Raw genomic sequence first — 17,208 nt, forward strand, 5'->3', positions numbered from 1 at the left:
GTCCGACCCGCCGACAGAACGGTGCGCTCAGGCTGCGTCGATTCCGGCGCCTCGAAGCCTACGGACGGTCAGGCGCTCGGCCCCGCCGGGCCGGGGGACGGATCCCCCTTTTCAGCCTCCTCAGGCTTCTCTGCGACGCCGTCGAAGGGCACACCGCGCAGGCTGAGCAGCATCAGGACGGCGCAGCTCCCCACGAGCGCGATGTCGGCCACATTGCCGACGAACAGCCCGCCGTAGTCGATGAAGTCGACGACGTGCCCTTGGCCGAAGGACGGCGGCCGGAAGAGGCGGTCAAGCAAATGCGAGGTGGCCCCGCCCAGCAACGGCCCCAGCACGACGGCCCAGGCTCCCGAACGCACCCGCCGTCCGAAGTACAGTACGCCCACGACGGCGGCCCCGGCCGCCAGCGCGAACACCCACGTCATCCCCTCACCGATGGAGAACGCGGCCCCGGGGTTGAGCAACAGCCGGAACTTGATCAGCTCCGGGATCACCGCGATGGTCTCTCCGTTGGAGAGTGCCGACAGCGCCCAGTACTTGGAGGCCTGATCGACGAGCAACACTCCGGCGGCCAGCACCAGCATCCACCCGTACAGCCGCAACCCCGCCCGCGTCTCCCGCGCCCCTCGCTCGCCGGCCACCCGCCGCACCTCACAATCTCCGCCTTCTACCAGCGAATCTAACGAAAGGTACGCTCGCGCGAGCACCCGCACCGCGACCGGCACGCCTTCAGGCCGACACCATGGACTTCAGCATAGAGCGGATGGAGGCGGCTTCCAGCAGACATCGCTCCGGAACACAGGCACAGCGCACTACGAGCACCTGTCCACGTTTTGTCACGGTGAACAAGACGAAGTCGCCGGACGAGAAGCCCTGCATGTCGGTGGTGTATGAGACATATGAAGTACGCACCAGATAGCCGGGCATACCGGTACCCACTACCACTTTCTCGCTTTCCAGTAGGGCGTATTCACTGGCAATGGACTCGAAATACTCCCCTGCCGCCTCTTCCAACGTTACCCCATAGGGGAACAGGAACACCCGATACTCGGCCCACCATCCGTACGGCCACGTTGGAGGCTCCACGGCCATTACCAATGGGTAACTCAAGTCAGGGCTAACTCGCATTTCCCAGCCCGCCGGGTATCCGACTCGAATCCCCCGCCCGACGTAGTATTGTAACGGCCCGATCGTGTCGGCGACCGCGAGCAGACACACCATGACCGCCATCAAAACGGCCCGCCGGACCCGCCTCTTCTTCAGCATCGCGGCGCGCCTGGACGCCGAGCCGAGAGGTCGTACGCCCATCGAACCCACTCTCCAATTCGCCTCCGAGACATGGCAAGCCCGAGAGTCGCAGGGCTGGCGACGAGATGACGAATCCGCTCTCACTCGATCATCATCGCTATATCAGCCGAGATTCCGCTACCCACTTCGCCGCTTTTCCTGGAAATCCGCCGGCCATTCGCGAAATGAACATTCTGCTCACGGCGCTCCACTCTCGCGTAAACGGTGTTGCGGACGTGAAGACGATCAAGGTTGGCGCCCATTATGTTGGACGGGAACACCATACCGAAGGGCCGAGACGCAGGCTGTGCGGCCTGGCCTGTTGGACCGATTCGGGCCGTGTTCCCGGAAGCCGGATTCCCTGGACCGTCAGATCAGTCCGTCGAACCGGCCGCTCCTGATGCCGACGAGGAAGTCCTTCCACTCGCCCTCAGCGAAGGCGAGCACCGGACCATCAGGGTCTTGCCGTCACGGACGGCGATCACACTGGGGAGATCGCCGCCTTTCGGAGATCTTCCAAGGTCCTCTGACTGCTGTTGCTCCGCCGCCTCCTCCCACCTCCACGACGGGCACCTGGCCGCGTGGGCGCGTGCGCGGCCTGATGGTCCGAATAGCACTGTCCGAGTTGAGCGAGGGTTGTGGGCTATGAGCTCGGGCGACGTCACCGGCCGCGCGGGGTTCGGCCCAGGCCTTTCAGTTTGGAGGCGGTCGACGGAAGGTCGGGAATGGGCTGACCGGCCTTGAGGCAGTCCTTGTCCGGCCAGGAGGAGGGGTCCCACAGCTTCGAGCGGACGAAGGCCCGGCTGCAGTGCTCGATGAACCGGCGTGACTCGGCGTCGATCCGGTCGGTGGCCTTATCCCAGACGGATTGTGCGGGCGAGAAATGATCTCGTGAAAGTTCGGCTTCGCTTTGGATCACTTTCATCACGGCCTCGCGTCATCTCGCGTACGCCGATGTCCACGGCGCGCTTTACAGGTGGTTCGGTGAAGTGCCGCTGATGTGTCAGGAGGGCGGTACTGCCGGGACGACTGTGCGGCACTTTCCGCAGAGTACGTAATCAGTAACCGCCCGGTACGCACTAGGGTCCAGAACGGTCCACTCCAGAGTCTCGCCGACCGATGGCGTCCAAAAGCTAGGCCTGTATCCATTTCTGAAGAGCCGAGGGGAGGGATCGCCGCGCAGGTCAAGGCACTGAACTCCGGCCGCTGACCGACGAAGATCCGCCGCTCCTCGGACATTACGGCCATGGCTGTGACGGCTACCGCCATTTATCACGCCGACGGGCCGCCTGTTTCACGCCACATTGGCCGACTTTTCCGGTAAACCATGAATCCGAAACCACGTGGATTGCTTCATGTTTTCGCCCCTTCAGATGGTAATCGGGGAGCAGGTGGCACCGGCGTCGGGCGAGGCCCGACACGAATAGGGGCCGTCCGAGCGAAGCGAGGGCCATTTGTCCGCCGCAGGCGGAGCCGGTCCTCGCCCGCCGCACGCTGCCGCAGAGCGGCCTGAAAAGATCGACGCGTGCTCGGGAGGGCCGCCTCGGACGCGGTGCCCCCTTCGGCCACCCCCGCCACCAGGCAGGTTCTGGCAGGAGGACCGCCACGCCCCTGTCACGGGGTGGGGCTTCAGGTGGCGACGGCCCGCCGCAGTGCCATGGCAATGCCACGGCAAATGGTCTCTCGGCGTATGAGCGAGTTTGATTCGGGTCGAACCCATGACCCCGATAGGGTGCACGCCGTAAACGGGTAGAACTCCTTCACTTCGGCCAAGTCCTCGAAGATTCCCGGCCAACAGGCCAAATCGTGCTCATATCAAAGTCAACCGTCTGGACGCGCCGCTAAATCGAATCGGACGATGGTAGAACGCGTTGCCCAACTGGCATGCACTGTCAGGGACATGGCCTGCGGGCGGCGGCGGAAAGCAGGGTCCACAGCCAGAGGCCCCTCATTCGGGGGTCCGGTTCGGAAGTAGGAACTCCCCAGGTTCGTCTTCATGAGGATCGGCTCCACCAAGCCGTCCAGGGTACCGTCCGCGCCAGTCAAGGAACGGACGCCTTCATGAGGAAGGAGACGAAGATGCACGGAAAACGCCTGCTCTTCGCCAGTCCACTGATCGCCGCTCTCGCGTTCGGGTCGATCGGGACCTCGCAGGCCTCGGTCTTTCCGACAGCGTCCGTGAGCGCCGACGACAGTCGGGTCACGGCGACCTCGAGCGTGGTGCCGCCCATTTGCAAGTTCCCCGAAAAGAAGCAGAGGAAGATCTGCGCGGAGGGCTACGCCGACGGATTCGCGGAAGGAAGGAAGTGCGGCCAGCCGCGCCGGCAAGGGCGAATCTCCGACGACGAAGCATATGACATCGGCTTCAACGCAGGGTTCAACGCGGGCCAGAGAAAGTGCAGGCAGTAGGACGACGCGAGAACGGGCCTGCTCGGGTACTACCACCGAGCAGGCTCGGCCGTTCCTCCAGCTTGTGAGCCCACCACGCCGATGAACTCGTATGGCCGGAATTGCGGTAAGGCTGGATGTCTTCGTTCGCTGAGAGTGGGCGATCGGCGAGCCGGTGGCGCGGCGGGGTGGGCTGAGGTTCTGGGGTGGAGGGGAAGTCGATGTGGGGGAAAAGTGTGATCTCGGGGCGGGGGCGGGGATCGGTGTTACCTTCGATGGGTGCGTGCTGCTGATCTGGTGGAGCCGTTTCCCACGGTGGAGATCGATTCGAACGCGATGGACGCGGCACGGTTGATGGCCGAGCAGCGCCTCGTCGGGGTGATCGTGATGGGGACGGACGGCCGTCCCCACTCCGTGCTTCCCGGCTCGCAGTTGCTCCGGATGGTCGTTCCGGAGTACATCCAGGCCGATCCGGCGCTGGCCAGAGTGGTGGACGAGGGGCACGCCGATCTGATGTGCGCCGGGCTCGCCGATCGGCGGGTACGTGATGTGCTGCCGCACGACAAGGTACGGCCGGCGATCGTCGATCCCGACGCCACCGCCATGGAGATCGCCGCGCTGATGGCCCAGACGCACACCCCACTGGTGGCGGTACTCGACGGCGACACCTACATCGGCGCGATCACGGCGTCGGGCCTGTTCAGGCGGCTGCTCGCGGTGACCTGACCCCGAAAAGGGAAGGGGCTCAGCCGCGGTCGCCCGTCGCGGCGAGGGTCGCGGCTTTGACGAAACGGTCGTGGCGGTCGAGTTCGGTGTCCACCGGGGCGACGACCAGTTCCCGCGCGACCTCGTCGATTCCCGACCGAAGCGCCTTGGCCGTCCTGCGGGCCCTGCGGCGACCGCCGAGCCAGGCCAGCGCGCGGGCGGCGAGGGCGACGAGGATCCCGGCGATGACGCCGCCGAGCAGGAGTGCGGTGGGCCACGGCACGTCGCCGACCGTCGGGGTGGGCGGTTCGGGGAACCGCAGGTAGTCGAGGGCGAACAGCCCGGTGAGCCAGAGCGCGCCGCCGAGCATGACGGCGAGCAGCAGCCACTGCAGCACCCCCGTGGCCCGCCACCAGCGGGGACGCGCCGCGCCGCCGCTGGACGCCTCGCCCACGACACGGTCGAGGCGGTCGGGAAGGTCGGTGGCGTGGGAGCGGGCGGCCTGCCGTACGGCCGAGGCCCACGCCTCGGGCAGGCCGGACGAGGCGTCCTGAGCGAGGTCACGGATCGCGGTGTCGACCTGGGAGCGCTGCACGCCGGAGGCGGCGGGCAGGGAGGTCCGAGAGCCCGCGCTCCCGGCGAGGCCGAGACGGCGCAGCGGGTCGGCGCGGAAGCGCCGCAGCCAGCGGGTCACCGGCCAGCCGGTCGCGGCGATGGACCGGTGCCGGTGCGCCTTCGCGACGGCGGACACCACCAGCGGCACCCCGGCGGCCTCGGACAGCGCCCCCGTCAGCCGTTCCGTCAGGCGGCCGTGCACCGCTTCCCCTTCCCGACCGGCGTCGCCGTCGGCGGCCGGGGTGAGGAGGGACCGGGCGGTGCTGGTGATGGTGGCGGTCAGGTTGGCGGACCAGGCGTCGTGGGCGGAGATCAGGGTGTGCAGGGTGCCGCGGAGGTCGTCGAGGCCCGCGCCCGTGCGGGCGGAGACGCCCAAAACGCGGATGCCGGGCAGGCCGTCGTCGTCCAGGCGGGCGCGGAGGTCGGTCAGGCATCGTTCACCTGCGGCCGGTGACAGGCGGTCGGTCTGGTTGAGGACCACGAGCATCACGTCGCGGTGCCCGGCCAGCGGGCGCAGGTAGCGTTCGTGCAGGGCCGCGTCGGCGTACTTCTGCGGATCGACCACCCAAACCAGCAGGTCCACCAGTTCGACGAGACGGTCGGCCTCCAGGCGGTGGCCCAGTTCGATCGAGTCGTGGTCGGGCAGGTCGAGCAGCACCAGGCCGCCCAGCGCCGGGTCGGCGGTGACTTCGTGGCGGCGCGGGATCTCCAGCCAGTCGAGCAGCGGCGCCGCGCCCTCGCCGTCCCAGATGGCGGCCTGGGCCGTCGAAGTGGTGGGGCGGATCACGCCGACCTCGGCGAGGTCGCTGCCCGCCAGGGCGTTGAACAGCGAGGACTTGCCGCTGCCGGTGGCCCCGGCCAGGGCCACGACGGTGTGGTCGAGCGACAGCCGCCGGCGCGCCCCCGCCCGGTCCAGTACGGCACGCGCCCCCTCCACCGGCACCCGTCCATCGCCCGCCTCGGCGGCCTCCGCGAGAGCCGCCAGCCGTTCGTCGAGCCCCGCCCGCTTCCTCCTGAAGACCTTCACGACGGCGCTCCCCCGCCCAGCGGCCGCTCCCGCACGGCCTCGGCGGCGGCGCGCAGCGCGTCCGGGGCGTCGCCCGGCGGTTCGGTCTCGTCGAGCAGGGCGGTGAAGCGGTCCGCCTCCTCTGTGAGCAGGTCGTGGACCCGACGCCGCAGGTCGTCCCGCGCCTTGGTGGTGAGCGCGCGGACGGCCTGGTCGCCGAAGACCGCTTCGAGGACCTTCTGGCTGACCACGCTGGTGCCTCCGGCGATGCCGACCTCGATCCCGGTCAGCCCGCCGGTGGACGCGAAGACGCCGATCATCAGCAGCAGCCCGGCCCCGTTGACCCCGAACGAGGCGATCCGCGCCGTGGTACGGCGGTCCTGGCCTTCTTCGCGCACCAGGGCCAGCACGTAGGACTGCCAGTCACGCACCACGGCCTCCGCGCGTTCCGGCAGGTCGGAGGAGGCACGCGCCAGGCGGCCTGTCTGCGCGACTCCGGCGCGTTCGAGCAGGTCACGGCCGGTGTGGTCGGCCGTCCAGGCTTCCAGGGCGCGTTCGGCCGCGCCGTCTGCGGAGCCTCTGATGAGCGAGCCGACGCCGGTCTCCAGCGCGTCGCGCAGCCGGTTCTCCGGCGCGGGGCGGCCGGTGAACATGGCGGCCAGCCGGTCGCGCAGCCGTCCGACGCGGCTTTCCAGGCCGCGCATGAGGTCGCCGGTGCCGATGAAGTCCTGCCATCGGGCCAGCACCTCGCCGCGCAGCAGCGAGCCGTCGAGCATGCCTTCGTCGAAGTCGGCCATCCCGGTGTCGTAGGCGGTGGTGACCTGGCCGCGCAGCCGCGCGGCGGCGGCGAGCTGGGCCTCGACGGCGGTGGCCAGCGCGGGCACGCGGGTGGTGAGGCTGGTGAGCGCGCCGGAGAGGGTCTGCCGGACGACCTCGGCCCGCGCCTGGGTGTCGGCGGCGATGGCGGTTAGCCAGTCGGTGACGGGACGCACGACCTCCGGCGGGAGGGGGGCGTTCTCCTCGGGCAGCACCAGTTCGGGCACCTCGAAGAGCCTGGCGCCGGACAGCCCGTTCTCGGCGAGCAGGCGGCGCAGGTCGGCGGCGATGACCCCGGCCCCCTCGGACGGCACGCGGTCCAGGATCACGGCGAGCGCCGTGCTCCGCTCTCCGGCCGAGCGCAGGAAGCCCCACGGGACCTCGTCGGCGTACCGGGCGGCGGTGGTGACGAACAGCCACAGGTCGGCGGCGGCGAGGAGCTGCGCGGCGAGTTCGCGGTTGGCGGTGACGACGGAGTCGATGTCCGGGGCGTCGAGCAGGGCGAGTCCGCCGGGCAGCGTTCCGGTGGTGACGACGCGCAGGGTGCCGGGGTCGCCGCGCGCGGTGCCGGTGACGCGGGGCAGGCCGGGCAGCACGTTGCGGCCGGTGAACCACGCGGCGTCGGCCGGGGAGGTGACCAGGGTGGGCGCGAGGGTGGTCGGGCGGAGCACGCCCGCCTCGGTGACCTGGGCTCCGGCGATGGAGTTGACCAGCGTGGACTTGCCCGCGCCGGTGGAGCCGCCGACGACGGCGAGCAGCGGCGCGTCGATCGCGCGCAGCCGGGGCAGCAGGTAGTCGTCGAGCTGACCGGCGAGTTCGGCGCGCGCCGCGCGGTCGGCGACCACGTCGCGCCCGGCGACGGCGAGCGGGAACAGGCCCGCGCCGAGCCGCCGCCGCAGCTCGGTGAGCGCGCCCAGCAAGCCATCGCCCGTTGTCATGCCCCGATCATTCCCTACGCGGATGGGGCTAGGCGTCCCGGTGCGCCGGGGATCCTGATGCGGAACACCGCGCCGTGCCCGGGGGCGCTGTCCACGTCGATGGCGCCGCCGTGGGCGTGGACCAGCGCGGCGGCGATGGACAGGCCGAGCCCGCTGCCACCGCCGTCCCCGGTGCGGCTGCGCGACGGGTCCGCGCGGTAGAACCGCTCGAAGACCCGCTCGACGTCGCGCTGCGACAGGCCGGGGCCCTCGTCGGCGACCTCGGCCACCACTTCCCGGCCGGCCAGCCCGACCCGGACCACGACGGACGTGCCCGGCGGGGTGTGCCGCAGCGCGTTGCCGACCAGGTTGCCCAGCACCTGGCGGAGTTTGGCCTCGTCGCCGACGACGGTCACGGGGCCGTCCGCGTCGTCCAGCCGTACCAGGTCGATGGTCCGGTCGGGAGCGAGCGTCTGGGCGTCGAGCACCGCCCCGGCGGCGAGGCTGAGCAGGTCGACGGGATGCCGGTCGAGGGGACGCTGCTGGTCGAGACGGGCGAGCAGCAGCAGGTCGTCCACGAGCAGGCCCATCCGGGCGGCTTCGTCCTCGATGCGGCGCAGCACCCGCTGGGCCTCGGCCGCGTCGTGCGCGCCCCCCTGGCGGTACAGCTCGGCGAATCCCCTGATCGAGGTCAGCGGGGTGCGCAGCTCGTGCGAGGCGTCGGCGACGAAGCGGCGCATCCGTTCCTCGGAGCGGCGCGCGGCCTGGGCGGAGCGGCGGGCGTCGGCCTCGGAGCGGGAGCGGTCGCGCAGCGCCTTCTCGATCTGGACGAGCATGCCGTTGACGGCCCGGCCGAGCCGTCCCATCTCGGTACGGCGGTGCCGCAGCGGCACCCGGCGCGACAGGTCTCCCCCGGCGATGGCCTCGGCGGTGCGCTCGATCTCGCCGAGCGGGCGCAGGCTGCGCCGGACCAGCCAGTGGCAGGCCAGGGCGCAGGCGAGCAGGGCGGCGCTGCCCGCCCCGGCCACGATCACGACGAGCCGGGCCACGGTGTGGTCGATCTCGTCGAGGCTGACGGCGATGATCCGGCTCTCCCGGTCGCGGTCCACGACGGCGACGGCACGCCACTGCGCGCCGCCGGGCTCGACCGAGTCGAGCGTGAACGGACGGCCCTGGCGTCCGGCGAACTCCCTGGGCGACAGGTGCGGCAGCGCGGGCCGGTCTGCGTCGGTGGACTCGGCGATGGTGTGGATCACCTCGCCGCCGGAGTCCAGGACGACCATGTGGAACAGCCCGAACAGCCGCTGGGTGCGCGGGCGCGCCTCGGCGCCGCCGTCGCCGCCTCGGTCCATGAGCCGGGCGGCGGCCTTGAGCTGGTCGTCCACCCGGTCGATCAGGTACCCGTGCAGCGACCGGACGGCGAACACCCCGGTCACCCCGATGGCGGCGGCGACCAGGACCAGCGTGACGGCGACGAGCCGCAGCCACAGCGGGGTCCTGGCCAGTCGCCTCTTCAGTTCAGTGACGGGGTGCGCGAAGGACATAGCCGACGCCTCGCAGCGTGTGGATCAGGCGTGGCTCCACATTGTCGATCTTGCGCCGCAAGTAGGAGACATAGGACTCGACCACTCCGGCGTCGCCGCCGAAGTCGTAGTTCCAGACATGGTCGAGGATCTGCGCCTTGGACACGACACGTCCGGCGTTGGACATGAAGTAGTGCAGCAGCTTGAACTCGGTCGGCGACAGGCGGACCGGCCGTCCGGCGCGTTCGACCTGGTGGGCGTCCTCGTCGAGGACCAGGTCGGCGACCTGGAGGCGGGAGGGCAGTTCGAGGTCGCCCCGGGTGCGGCGGAGCACGGCCCGGATCCGCGCGACGACCTCCTCCAGGCTGAACGGCTTGGTGACGTAGTCGTCGCCGACGCCGAGGCCGTGGACCTTGTCGTCGGTGCCGTCGCGGGCGGTGAGGAACAGCACGGGCAGGCGGCGTCCTGCGCCGCGCAGCCGCCGGGCGACGGCGAAGCCGTCCAGGTCGGGCAGCATCACGTCGAGGACGACCAGGTCGGGACGCACGCGTTCGGCGAGCGCGACCGCCTCGTGGCCGTCGGCGGCGGCGACTACCTCGAACCCGGAGTAGCGCAGGCTGGCCGACAGGAGTTCCCTGATGTTGGGCTCGTCGTCCACGATGAGCAGCCGGGCCTCGGGCGTGCGCGCGGGTGTGTCGGAGTCGGCCATCTCATCGACCGCCCTGGGTGACGGCGGTGGCCTCGATGGTGCCGTCCGTGCCGCGTTCTCCCCTGACCACGATCGAGCCGCCGGGGGCGAGGTCCGCGACGCCGCCCTTCCGGGTCACCTGGACGCTGGTGCCGGAGGTGGTGGTCACGGTCACGGTGGTGCCGTCGCCGCCGATGCGGAACCCTCCGGGGAAGCCGCCCTGCTGGTCGGTGCTGGTGGACGTGGTGGCCTGGCGGACGACCTCATCGCCCTCCTCCAGGCCCGAGGTGATCTCGGTCGTGCGGTCGCCGACCACACCGGTCTCCACGATCAGCGCCCTGCGCCGCAACGACAGTTTCACAAGCCCCAACTGTGGCGACGCTCGCTGGGCCCAGGCTCAGCCGTCGCTGAGCGTTTGCTGACAGCCGCGCGCCCGGCGCGCACACACAGCAAACCCTCAGCCCGGCCCGAGCATCGGCTGACGTGGCCGGGGCCAGGATGACACGCATGAGAACGACGTGGCCGAGGGTGGCCATCGGGGGTGTGGCCGCCGTCGCGGTGGCCGGGGCGACCGTCCTGGCCGTGGCCGGATCCGGCTCGACGGTGGAGATCACCGCCGGGCTCACCGCCAACGACCGGGTCGTGCTGCCCGCGTCCGTGACCGGTTTCCCCGACCCCTCGTTCCCAACCGGCTAGTCGTCGGGTTCCATCGACTCCAGCGGCAGCAGCACGCGGAAGGTCGCGCCCTTGCCCGGCTGCGAGGTGATCGAGACCGTGCCGTCGTGGGCCTCCACGAGCGCCGCAACGATGGCCAGCCCCAGGCCCGTGCCGCCGTCGTTCTTCGCGGCGCGGGTGCGGGCGGTGTCGGCCCGATAGAAGCGCTCGAAGACCCGCTCGATCTGCTCGGGGGCCAGCCCCGGCCCCTGGTCGGCCACCTCCAGGCAGGCGAACCCGTCGGCGGCGGAGAGCCGTACGGTGATCGGGGAGCCGTCCGGCGTGTGGGTCAGCGCGTTGGTGACCAGGTTGGCGATCACCTGGCGGAGCCGTACCTCGTCACCGGAGACGATCAGCGCCGCGCCGTCCACCTGGAGGGTCAGCTCGCGGTCCGGGGCCAGGATGCGCGCGTCGTGGACGGCGTCGGCCGCCAGCGCGAGCAGGTCCACCGGATCGGTGGCCAGCGGGCGCTGCCGGTCGAGGCGGGCGAGCAGCAGCAGGTCGTCCACGAGCAGCCCCATCCGGGCGGCCTCGTCCTCGACGCGGCGCAGCAGCACGGCCGGGTCGCCCTCGGGGTTCTGCCGGTAGAACTCGGCGAACCCGCGGATCGACGTCAGCGGGGTCCGCAGCTCGTGCGAGGCGTCGGCGACGAACCTGCGCATCTTCTCCTCAGAACGGCGGGCCGCCGCCTCCGACGCCGAGCGGGCCGCGAAGGCCGCCTCGATCTGGGCGAGCATGCCGTTCAGCGCGCGGGCCAGGCGGCCGACCTCGGTGCGCGGCTCGATGTCGGGGACCCGTCGGCTCAGCTCCCCCGCCGCGATCTCGGCGGCGGTGCGCTCGATCTCGACGAGGGGGCGCAGGCTGCGCCGTACGATGGCGATCCCCACCCCGGCGAGGGTGAGCATCACCCCGCCGCCGCCCAGCGCCTCGATCAGCGCCAGCCGGGCGGTGATCTGCGAGACCTCGCTGAGGTCCATGGCCACCACCAGCGTGCGGTCGCCCTGGACGCCGCCCTGCAGCGCCTGCACCCGCCATTTGGCGTCACCACTGACCGCATCCACCGTGTACGGCCCGCCGACCTTGATCCCGGACAGGTTCGGCGGCGGCACGGTGTCGGTCTCCATGCCGTTCACGGTGAGCTGTTCCTCACCGTTCGGGCGGCGCACGGTCATCGTGGCGTCCGGGGGCAGGCGGATGTTGGCCAGCGCCACGTGCCCGCGCTGGCTGCGCCGCAGGGCCTCACCGGCGAGCAGGTGGAGCTGGGTGTCCACCCGGTCCATCAGGTAGCCCTTCAGCACGGACACGCTGACCACGCCGATCAGCGTCAGCCCGAACATCAGCAGCGCCAGCATGGCCGCGATCAGTTTGATCCGCAGCGGCGTACGGCTGAGCAGCCCATGCGCCATCAGGTCGGCGGCGCCGGAGGCTGCGGGAGGCGCAGCACGTAGCCGACGCCGCGCAGGGTGTGGATGAGCCTCGGTTCCACGTTGTCCACCTTGCGGCGCAGCACCGAGACGTAGGACTCGACGATGGCCGCGTCGCCGCGGAAGTCGTAGTTCCAGACGTGGTCGAGGATCTGCGCCTTGGACAGCACCCGCCCGGCGTTGGACATGAAGTAGTGCAGCAGCTTGAACTCGGTCGGCGACAGCGGCACGGGCTTGCCGCCCCGCCACACCTCGTGGCTCTCCTCGTCGAGTTCGATGTCGGCGAAGCCGATCCTCGGCGGCGGCCCCACCGGGTCGCCGCCCGCGCGGCGCAGCACGGCGCGGATCCGCGCGATGACCTCCTCCAGGCTGAACGGCTTGGTCACGTAGTCGTCGCCGCCGATGGTGAGGCCGCGGATCTTGTCCTCCACGGCGTCTCTGGCGGTCAGGAACACCACGGGGGTGTGCGTGCCTCCGCCGCGCAGCCTGCGCACGACGTCGAACCCGTCCATGTCGGGGAGCATGATGTCGAGCACGACGAGGTCGGGGCGGTGCCGCTGGACCGCCGCGACCGCCTCCAGCCCGGCCTTGGCCGTGGCCACCTCGAATCCGGCGAACCGCAGGCTGGCGGCCAGCAGTTCGAGGATGTTCGGCTCGTCCTCGACGATCAGCAGTCGCGCTTCTGGCGAATCGGTCACGGCACTATCTTTGCCCGCTTGGGTGAGAATCCTGTTAAAACATCAGACTACGGGACATGCAACGGTGAGTAGTCACCGTTCACCCCACCGCGGCGGCGACATACCGGGCGATGGCCAGGCTGGAGGTCGCCGCGGGCGAGGGCGCGTTGCGCACCAGCACCACCCGGCCGTGGGTGTCGATCACGAAGTCGTCCACCAGCGAGCCGTCCCGGCGGACGGCCTGCGCCCGCACCCCGCCCTCCGTCCTGACCAGGTCGGCGGCGGTCAGCTCAGGGACGTAACGGCGTGCCGCGCGCAGGAAGGAGCGCTTGACCAGCGAGCCGTAGACCTCCCTGACCCCGGTGCGCCAGTGCTTGGCCACCAGCCGCATCGTGCCAGGGAAGGACAGGATGCGCCGCAGCTCCGACGGCCGGACCCGCCGCCAGGAATAGCCCTCGAAGGCCAGCGCCATCACCGCGTTCGGCCCGACCAGCACCTCGCCGTCGATCCGGCGGGTCAGGTGGACGCCGAGGAACGGATAGCGCGGATCGGGCACCGGGTAGATCAGCCCCCGCACCAGATCCTTCGCCCCGCTGCCGAGCGCGAAGTACTCCCCACGGAATGGGACGATCCGCACGTCACCCGTGTGCCCGGCCAGCCGGGCCACCGCGTCGGTGCCCAGACCCGCGCACGACACCAGGCGGTCGAAGGTGAAGCGCTCACCTCCCGCCCGGACCTCGACCTGGTCGCCGGTCTCGCGCAGCCGGGTCACCGGACGGCCCAGCCGCACCGCCCCGCCCAGCTCGGCGACGTCCGCGGCCAGCCTGCGGGCCACGGCGGGGAAGTCGGCGATCGCGGTGTGCGGGGAATGGACGGCGGCCACCCCCACCGCGTGCGGCTCGATCTCGCGCAGGCCCAGCGCGTCCAGCTCGGCGATCCCCGGCACGCCGTTCTCCCTGGCGCGCTCGGCCAGCCCGCGCAGCGCCGTCCGCTCGGCACGCGTGGCGGCGATCACCAGCTTGCCCACCTCGTCGTACGGCAGGGCGTGCTCCGCGCAGTACTCCCGCAGCATGGCCACGCCCTCGCGGCACAGCCGGGCCTTGAGGGAGCCCGGCTGATAGTAGATGCCCGCGTGGACCACGCCGCTGTTGTGGCCGGTCTGGTGGACCGCGACCTCACGCTCCTTGTCGAGCACGGTCACCTCGGCTCCGCGGGAGCGGGCCAGCTCGCGCGCGACCGCCAACCCGAGGATGCCCGCGCCGATCACTCCGATGCGTTCGCTCACGAGACGAAAGCTAGCGCCACGGGGGCGTTCGCGCGATCGAACTGGGTTTCGATTAATATGCTGGCGTGTATGTGCCACCTGACTGGCCGGAAGGGGTCCGCCCGCCGGGCAGCCCCGACTGGGAGAGCTCGGCGGTCGCGTGGCTTCTCGACGCCGTGCCGCCCGACTACCGGGGTTACGGCGTGCTGCGCCGTCATCCGGTCGCGCTGTCCAGGATGGCGGCCCACCACGTGGGGGCGGCCATCGAGGCGGCCAGGGCCGGGTACCGGGGCGCCGCCGTCGAGCTGAAGGACCATCTGCCGCCGCACGCCGTCGAGGCCGTGCTGGAGACGTACCGGCAGGAGGGGCCGCGCCTGGTCCGGCTCGCCGCCGAGATCGACCTGGTCGATCGGGCCCTGCGCGGCGAGCCGTTCGTGCCCCGGCTCTGACGGCCTGTCCCCGACGGCCCGGCTCTGACGGCTCGCTCAGCGCATCCGGGTGAGCACGTCGCGCAGGCGCCGCACGTCCCGCTTGCGTGCCTCGTAGGTCGCGCCGACCGCGACCAGCAACGCGCCGCCCACCGCGATCGGCACCCAGCGCGGCAGCAGCAGCACCAGCTCCGAGATCCACGGCGACAGCTCGTGCAGCACCACGCACACCAGCGTGAGACCGCCCACCACCGCCGGAGCCTGCAGTCGCTTGCGCGCCCCCCACAGCAGGACGGCCAGCGACGCGCCGCCCAGCAGCAGCGGACGCCGCCAGTCCTCGTAGACGAACACCGCCACCAGGCTCGGCAGCATGGTGAACGACAGGCCCGGGCCGTAGGCCGACCACGACGACGTGCCCGGGTTCTTCCGCGCGCGCCACCAGCCGAAGGCCAGCAGCACGAGCGAGAAGGGAACCGTGTACGCCTCGACCGTGGTCACGTCCTCCACGCCGAGCCGCAGCCAGCCGGACAGCAGCAGGAGCGCGGCGGCGGCGCGCAGCGGCCCGCGGTCGCCCCGGCGGTCGCGGCGCAGCGCCGTACCGGCGGCCAGCAGCCCGGCCACCGCGCACGCCAGGCTCGTGAGGCGGAGGTCCGGCAGGGTCAGCAGCACTCCGCAGGCGACCAGTACGTAGGCGCCGACCTCGACTCCCGTCGCGGCGGCGGGGCGGGGCGTGCGCCGCGCCAGGAGCGCCGCCGCCAGCGCGGCGAGACAGGCCACGGCGAGCAGGGGGAACGCCGCGTACGCGGCCCGCCATCCGGCCGACGCGCACACCGCCAGGACCTCCGCGCCCACCAGGGCGGTGACGAGCGCGGCGGCGTGCGGCCGGAACCCCGTCACGCGGGCGGTCACCGCCACGGCGGCGGCGACCACGGCCAGCACCGGCAGCATGATCAGCGTGGCCGTCTCGTCGGCCACCGCCCAGGCGACGGCGAGCACCCCGGCCCCCCCGGCCAGGACGGCCCGAGCGGTCGCCATCCCCCGCCGCCGATCCACGACGGCCAGCCCGGCGAGCACCACCACGAGCCCGGCCACCACCCCCGTGGCGAGCGGGAACGGCAGAGCGTAGGCCACCGGGGCCACGGCGACGGCGAGCGCGGCCAGGAAGAGCGCGACCCCTTCGGCGACGTGATCAGCGGTCTGGTCGGCGGTGCCGCCACGGAAGCGGCGTGCGATAACCACGGCGGCGACGGCCAGGAGCAGCGCCGCCACCGGCGCGGCGGGCCACGCGGACGGCCACTCGGAGTTGAACCACAGGTCCGCCTGCTCCCACGGGCTCAGCACGGCCCTGCGGACGGGACTCGCGAGGGCGGCGATCGCCCCGGGCACCATCGGAAGCGCCCACAGCACCGCGAGAACGGTGGCGGTGATGCCGACGGCCCGCCGTACGACCCGCTCGGGCACAGCCTGCGCGGCCACCCCCAGCCCCATCGACATGACCATGCAGGCCACCAGCCGCCACCCGGTCTCCCACGATTCGAGCGGATACCGCAACACGGAGATGGCCGCGAGCTCCAACACCACGATCGCGGCCCCCGCCACCATCGCCGCCACGATCGCATGCCGCCCGACCCCCCGAACAGGCGGCCGGGCCCCGGCGGACCCGGTGCCTGGGGCTCCGCCATGGTCAGGGCCCTCCCCACCGATACCGCCTCCGGCCGTGGCTGGTTGGGGCCGGCGGGTGAAGGGCTGGTCGCGGGCGGCGAGGAGGAGGGCGACGATGAGGCCGGCGGCGGCGAAGAGGAAGAGCCTGAAGGACGGGCCCAGGGTGCGGGACAGGGAGCCGTCGGTCATCAGGACCTCGATGGCGCCTACCAGCGCCCCGAGCGCGCCCGCGAAGGCCGCGCAGACCGCCGCCGTACGGCGTACCGCCGCGCCCGTGCCCCCGCGGTTCAGGCGCAACCAGAGCAGCGTGTCCAGGGTGGCCGCCACCAGGCAGCCGAGGGCCGGGTAGTCCAGCTCGAAGCCCGGCAGCACCACCGCGAACTGCGCGAACACCACAGCGATCGGCAGCGGGAGCCGCAACCGCACGAACCGTGCGTACAGCACGAGCACCAGCGCGATCAGCCCGCAGACGAGCGCGATGTAGTACGGCTGGGCCAGCCGGTCAACGCCGGCCAACCCCACCCGTCTGGCCGCGTAGCCGTCCAGGACCATGAAGGCGACCCCCAGCGCGCCCATGGTCTCGGCCGTCGCGGTCAGCCCGCGTCGCAGCAGCGGCACCGGTACGGCCAGCACCAGCGCGGTCGCCCCCGCGAGCACCGCCGCCCGGCCGCCGATTCCCAAGTACCCCCAGCTCACCACGGTGAAGACCACGGCGGCCACGGCCAGCAGCAGCCCGCCCAGGATGAGCAGCAGGTTCTGCGTGGCCCGCGCCGACAGTTCCCGCCGCTCCTGCTCCGTTCGCGGCGTGCCCGGCATGACCGGCGTCACCGGCGGCGCTGGGAACGGCGGGGACGACAGGGGCGATGGGGGCGGCACCGGACGGCCCGCCCCGGCGGGGGTCCGCGCCCCCCGGAGCATCCCGACCAGTTCCACCCGACGCCCCAGCAGCCGCGTGCGTTCGGCGTCGAGGCGGGCGCGTTCGGCGTCGAGCCGCGCGAGCGCCTGGTCCAGCCGCCACAGCTCGTGCGCCACCGGCCCTCCGAGAGGCAGGCCGCACTGTGGGCACGCTTGGACTCCCGTACCAAGCGAACCCC

Annotated in this window: 16 protein-coding genes; 4 read left to right on the plus strand and 12 right to left on the minus strand. The window is 71.7% G+C overall.

Annotation, left to right across the window (positions count from 1 at the left end):
* Nucleotides 1-68 precede the first annotated feature (68 nt).
* The 3 genes from P3X83_RS34750 to P3X83_RS34760 form a co-directional block, all read right to left on the minus strand.
* The gene (locus tag P3X83_RS34750) at nucleotides 69-641 is read right to left on the minus strand and encodes a signal peptidase II (protein ID WP_277309584.1); all 573 of its coding nucleotides are present in this window, start codon (nucleotides 639-641) and stop codon (nucleotides 69-71) included.
* 88 nt (nucleotides 642-729) lie between these two features.
* Nucleotides 730-1,266 carry a hypothetical protein gene (locus P3X83_RS34755; RefSeq protein ID WP_277309585.1) on the minus strand — a complete coding sequence of 179 codons (537 nt, stop codon included), beginning with the start codon at nucleotides 1,264-1,266 and terminating at the stop codon, nucleotides 730-732.
* A 682-nt stretch (nucleotides 1,267-1,948) separates the two neighbouring features.
* The gene (locus P3X83_RS34760; protein ID WP_277309586.1) at nucleotides 1,949-2,212 is read right to left on the minus strand and encodes a hypothetical protein; all 264 of its coding nucleotides are present in this window, start codon (nucleotides 2,210-2,212) and stop codon (nucleotides 1,949-1,951) included.
* A gap of 1,136 nt (nucleotides 2,213-3,348) precedes the next feature.
* Between P3X83_RS34760 and P3X83_RS34765 the strand changes: the two genes are divergently transcribed.
* Both P3X83_RS34765 and P3X83_RS34770 read left to right on the plus strand, forming a co-directional pair.
* Nucleotides 3,349-3,696 carry a hypothetical protein gene (locus P3X83_RS34765; protein ID WP_277309587.1) on the plus strand — a complete coding sequence of 116 codons (348 nt, stop codon included), beginning with the start codon at nucleotides 3,349-3,351 and terminating at the stop codon, nucleotides 3,694-3,696.
* A 258-nt stretch (nucleotides 3,697-3,954) separates the two neighbouring features.
* Nucleotides 3,955-4,401, plus strand: a complete 447-nt coding sequence (locus tag P3X83_RS34770) for a CBS domain-containing protein (RefSeq protein WP_277309588.1) — start codon at nucleotides 3,955-3,957, stop codon at nucleotides 4,399-4,401.
* A gap of 19 nt (nucleotides 4,402-4,420) precedes the next feature.
* On the opposite strand, the gene P3X83_RS34775 is transcribed toward P3X83_RS34770, so the two are convergent.
* Genes P3X83_RS34775 through P3X83_RS34795 form a run of 5 tightly spaced genes read right to left on the minus strand, consistent with a single transcriptional unit; the run spans nucleotide 4,421 to nucleotide 10,306 of the window.
* Entirely contained in the window at nucleotides 4,421-6,022 is a 1,602-nt protein-coding gene (locus P3X83_RS34775) for a YfjP family GTPase (RefSeq protein WP_277309589.1), read from the minus strand.
* On the minus strand, nucleotides 6,019-7,755 hold the full coding sequence (locus P3X83_RS34780; RefSeq protein WP_277309590.1) for an ABC transporter: 1,737 nt from the start codon (nucleotides 7,753-7,755) through the stop codon (nucleotides 6,019-6,021). Before P3X83_RS34780 ends, P3X83_RS34775 begins: the two co-directional genes overlap by 4 nt.
* A 14-nt stretch (nucleotides 7,756-7,769) precedes the next feature.
* A complete protein-coding gene (locus P3X83_RS34785; RefSeq protein ID WP_277309591.1) occupies nucleotides 7,770-9,278 on the minus strand; it encodes a HAMP domain-containing sensor histidine kinase in 1,509 nt (502 codons plus the stop codon).
* Entirely contained in the window at nucleotides 9,253-9,966 is a 714-nt protein-coding gene (locus P3X83_RS34790) for a response regulator transcription factor (RefSeq protein ID WP_277309592.1), read from the minus strand. The genes P3X83_RS34785 and P3X83_RS34790 overlap by 26 nt, the downstream gene beginning before the upstream one ends.
* Nucleotide 9,967: 1 nt before the next feature.
* Nucleotides 9,968-10,306: a hypothetical protein gene (locus tag P3X83_RS34795; RefSeq protein WP_277309593.1), complete on the minus strand. Its 339-nt coding sequence runs from the start codon at nucleotides 10,304-10,306 to the stop codon at nucleotides 9,968-9,970.
* Nucleotides 10,307-10,452: 146 nt separating this feature from the next.
* On the opposite strand from P3X83_RS34795, the gene P3X83_RS34800 reads away from it, so the two are divergent.
* Complete coding sequence (locus P3X83_RS34800) at nucleotides 10,453-10,641, plus strand: hypothetical protein (protein WP_277309594.1); 189 nt, start codon at nucleotides 10,453-10,455, stop codon at nucleotides 10,639-10,641.
* Here the strand turns inward: P3X83_RS34800 and P3X83_RS34805 are convergent.
* The 3 genes from P3X83_RS34805 to lhgO form a co-directional block, all read right to left on the minus strand.
* On the minus strand, nucleotides 10,638-12,065 hold the full coding sequence (locus P3X83_RS34805) for an ATP-binding protein (protein ID WP_277309595.1): 1,428 nt from the start codon (nucleotides 12,063-12,065) through the stop codon (nucleotides 10,638-10,640). The genes P3X83_RS34800 and P3X83_RS34805 overlap by 4 nt on opposite strands.
* The gene (locus P3X83_RS34810; RefSeq protein WP_277309596.1) at nucleotides 12,065-12,781 is read right to left on the minus strand and encodes a response regulator transcription factor; all 717 of its coding nucleotides are present in this window, start codon (nucleotides 12,779-12,781) and stop codon (nucleotides 12,065-12,067) included. Before P3X83_RS34810 ends, P3X83_RS34805 begins: the two co-directional genes overlap by 1 nt.
* 79 nt (nucleotides 12,782-12,860) lie before the next feature.
* Nucleotides 12,861-14,045: an L-2-hydroxyglutarate oxidase gene (gene lhgO, locus P3X83_RS34815; RefSeq protein WP_277309597.1), complete on the minus strand. Its 1,185-nt coding sequence runs from the start codon at nucleotides 14,043-14,045 to the stop codon at nucleotides 12,861-12,863.
* A gap of 65 nt (nucleotides 14,046-14,110) precedes the next feature.
* Here lhgO and P3X83_RS34820 point away from each other — a divergent pair, with 65 nt between their 5' ends.
* Nucleotides 14,111-14,473, plus strand: coding sequence for a hypothetical protein (locus tag P3X83_RS34820; protein WP_277309598.1), 363 nt, complete (start codon nucleotides 14,111-14,113; stop codon nucleotides 14,471-14,473).
* Between the two features lie 36 nt (nucleotides 14,474-14,509).
* Here the strand turns inward: P3X83_RS34820 and P3X83_RS34825 are convergent, their stop codons facing one another.
* The gene (locus tag P3X83_RS34825; RefSeq protein ID WP_277309599.1) at nucleotides 14,510-17,146 is read right to left on the minus strand and encodes a hypothetical protein; all 2,637 of its coding nucleotides are present in this window, start codon (nucleotides 17,144-17,146) and stop codon (nucleotides 14,510-14,512) included.
* Nucleotides 17,147-17,208 lie beyond the last annotated feature (62 nt).

Source organism: Spongiactinospora sp. TRM90649 (assembly GCF_029382225.1).
GTDB lineage: Bacteria > Actinomycetota > Actinomycetes > Streptosporangiales > Streptosporangiaceae > Spongiactinospora.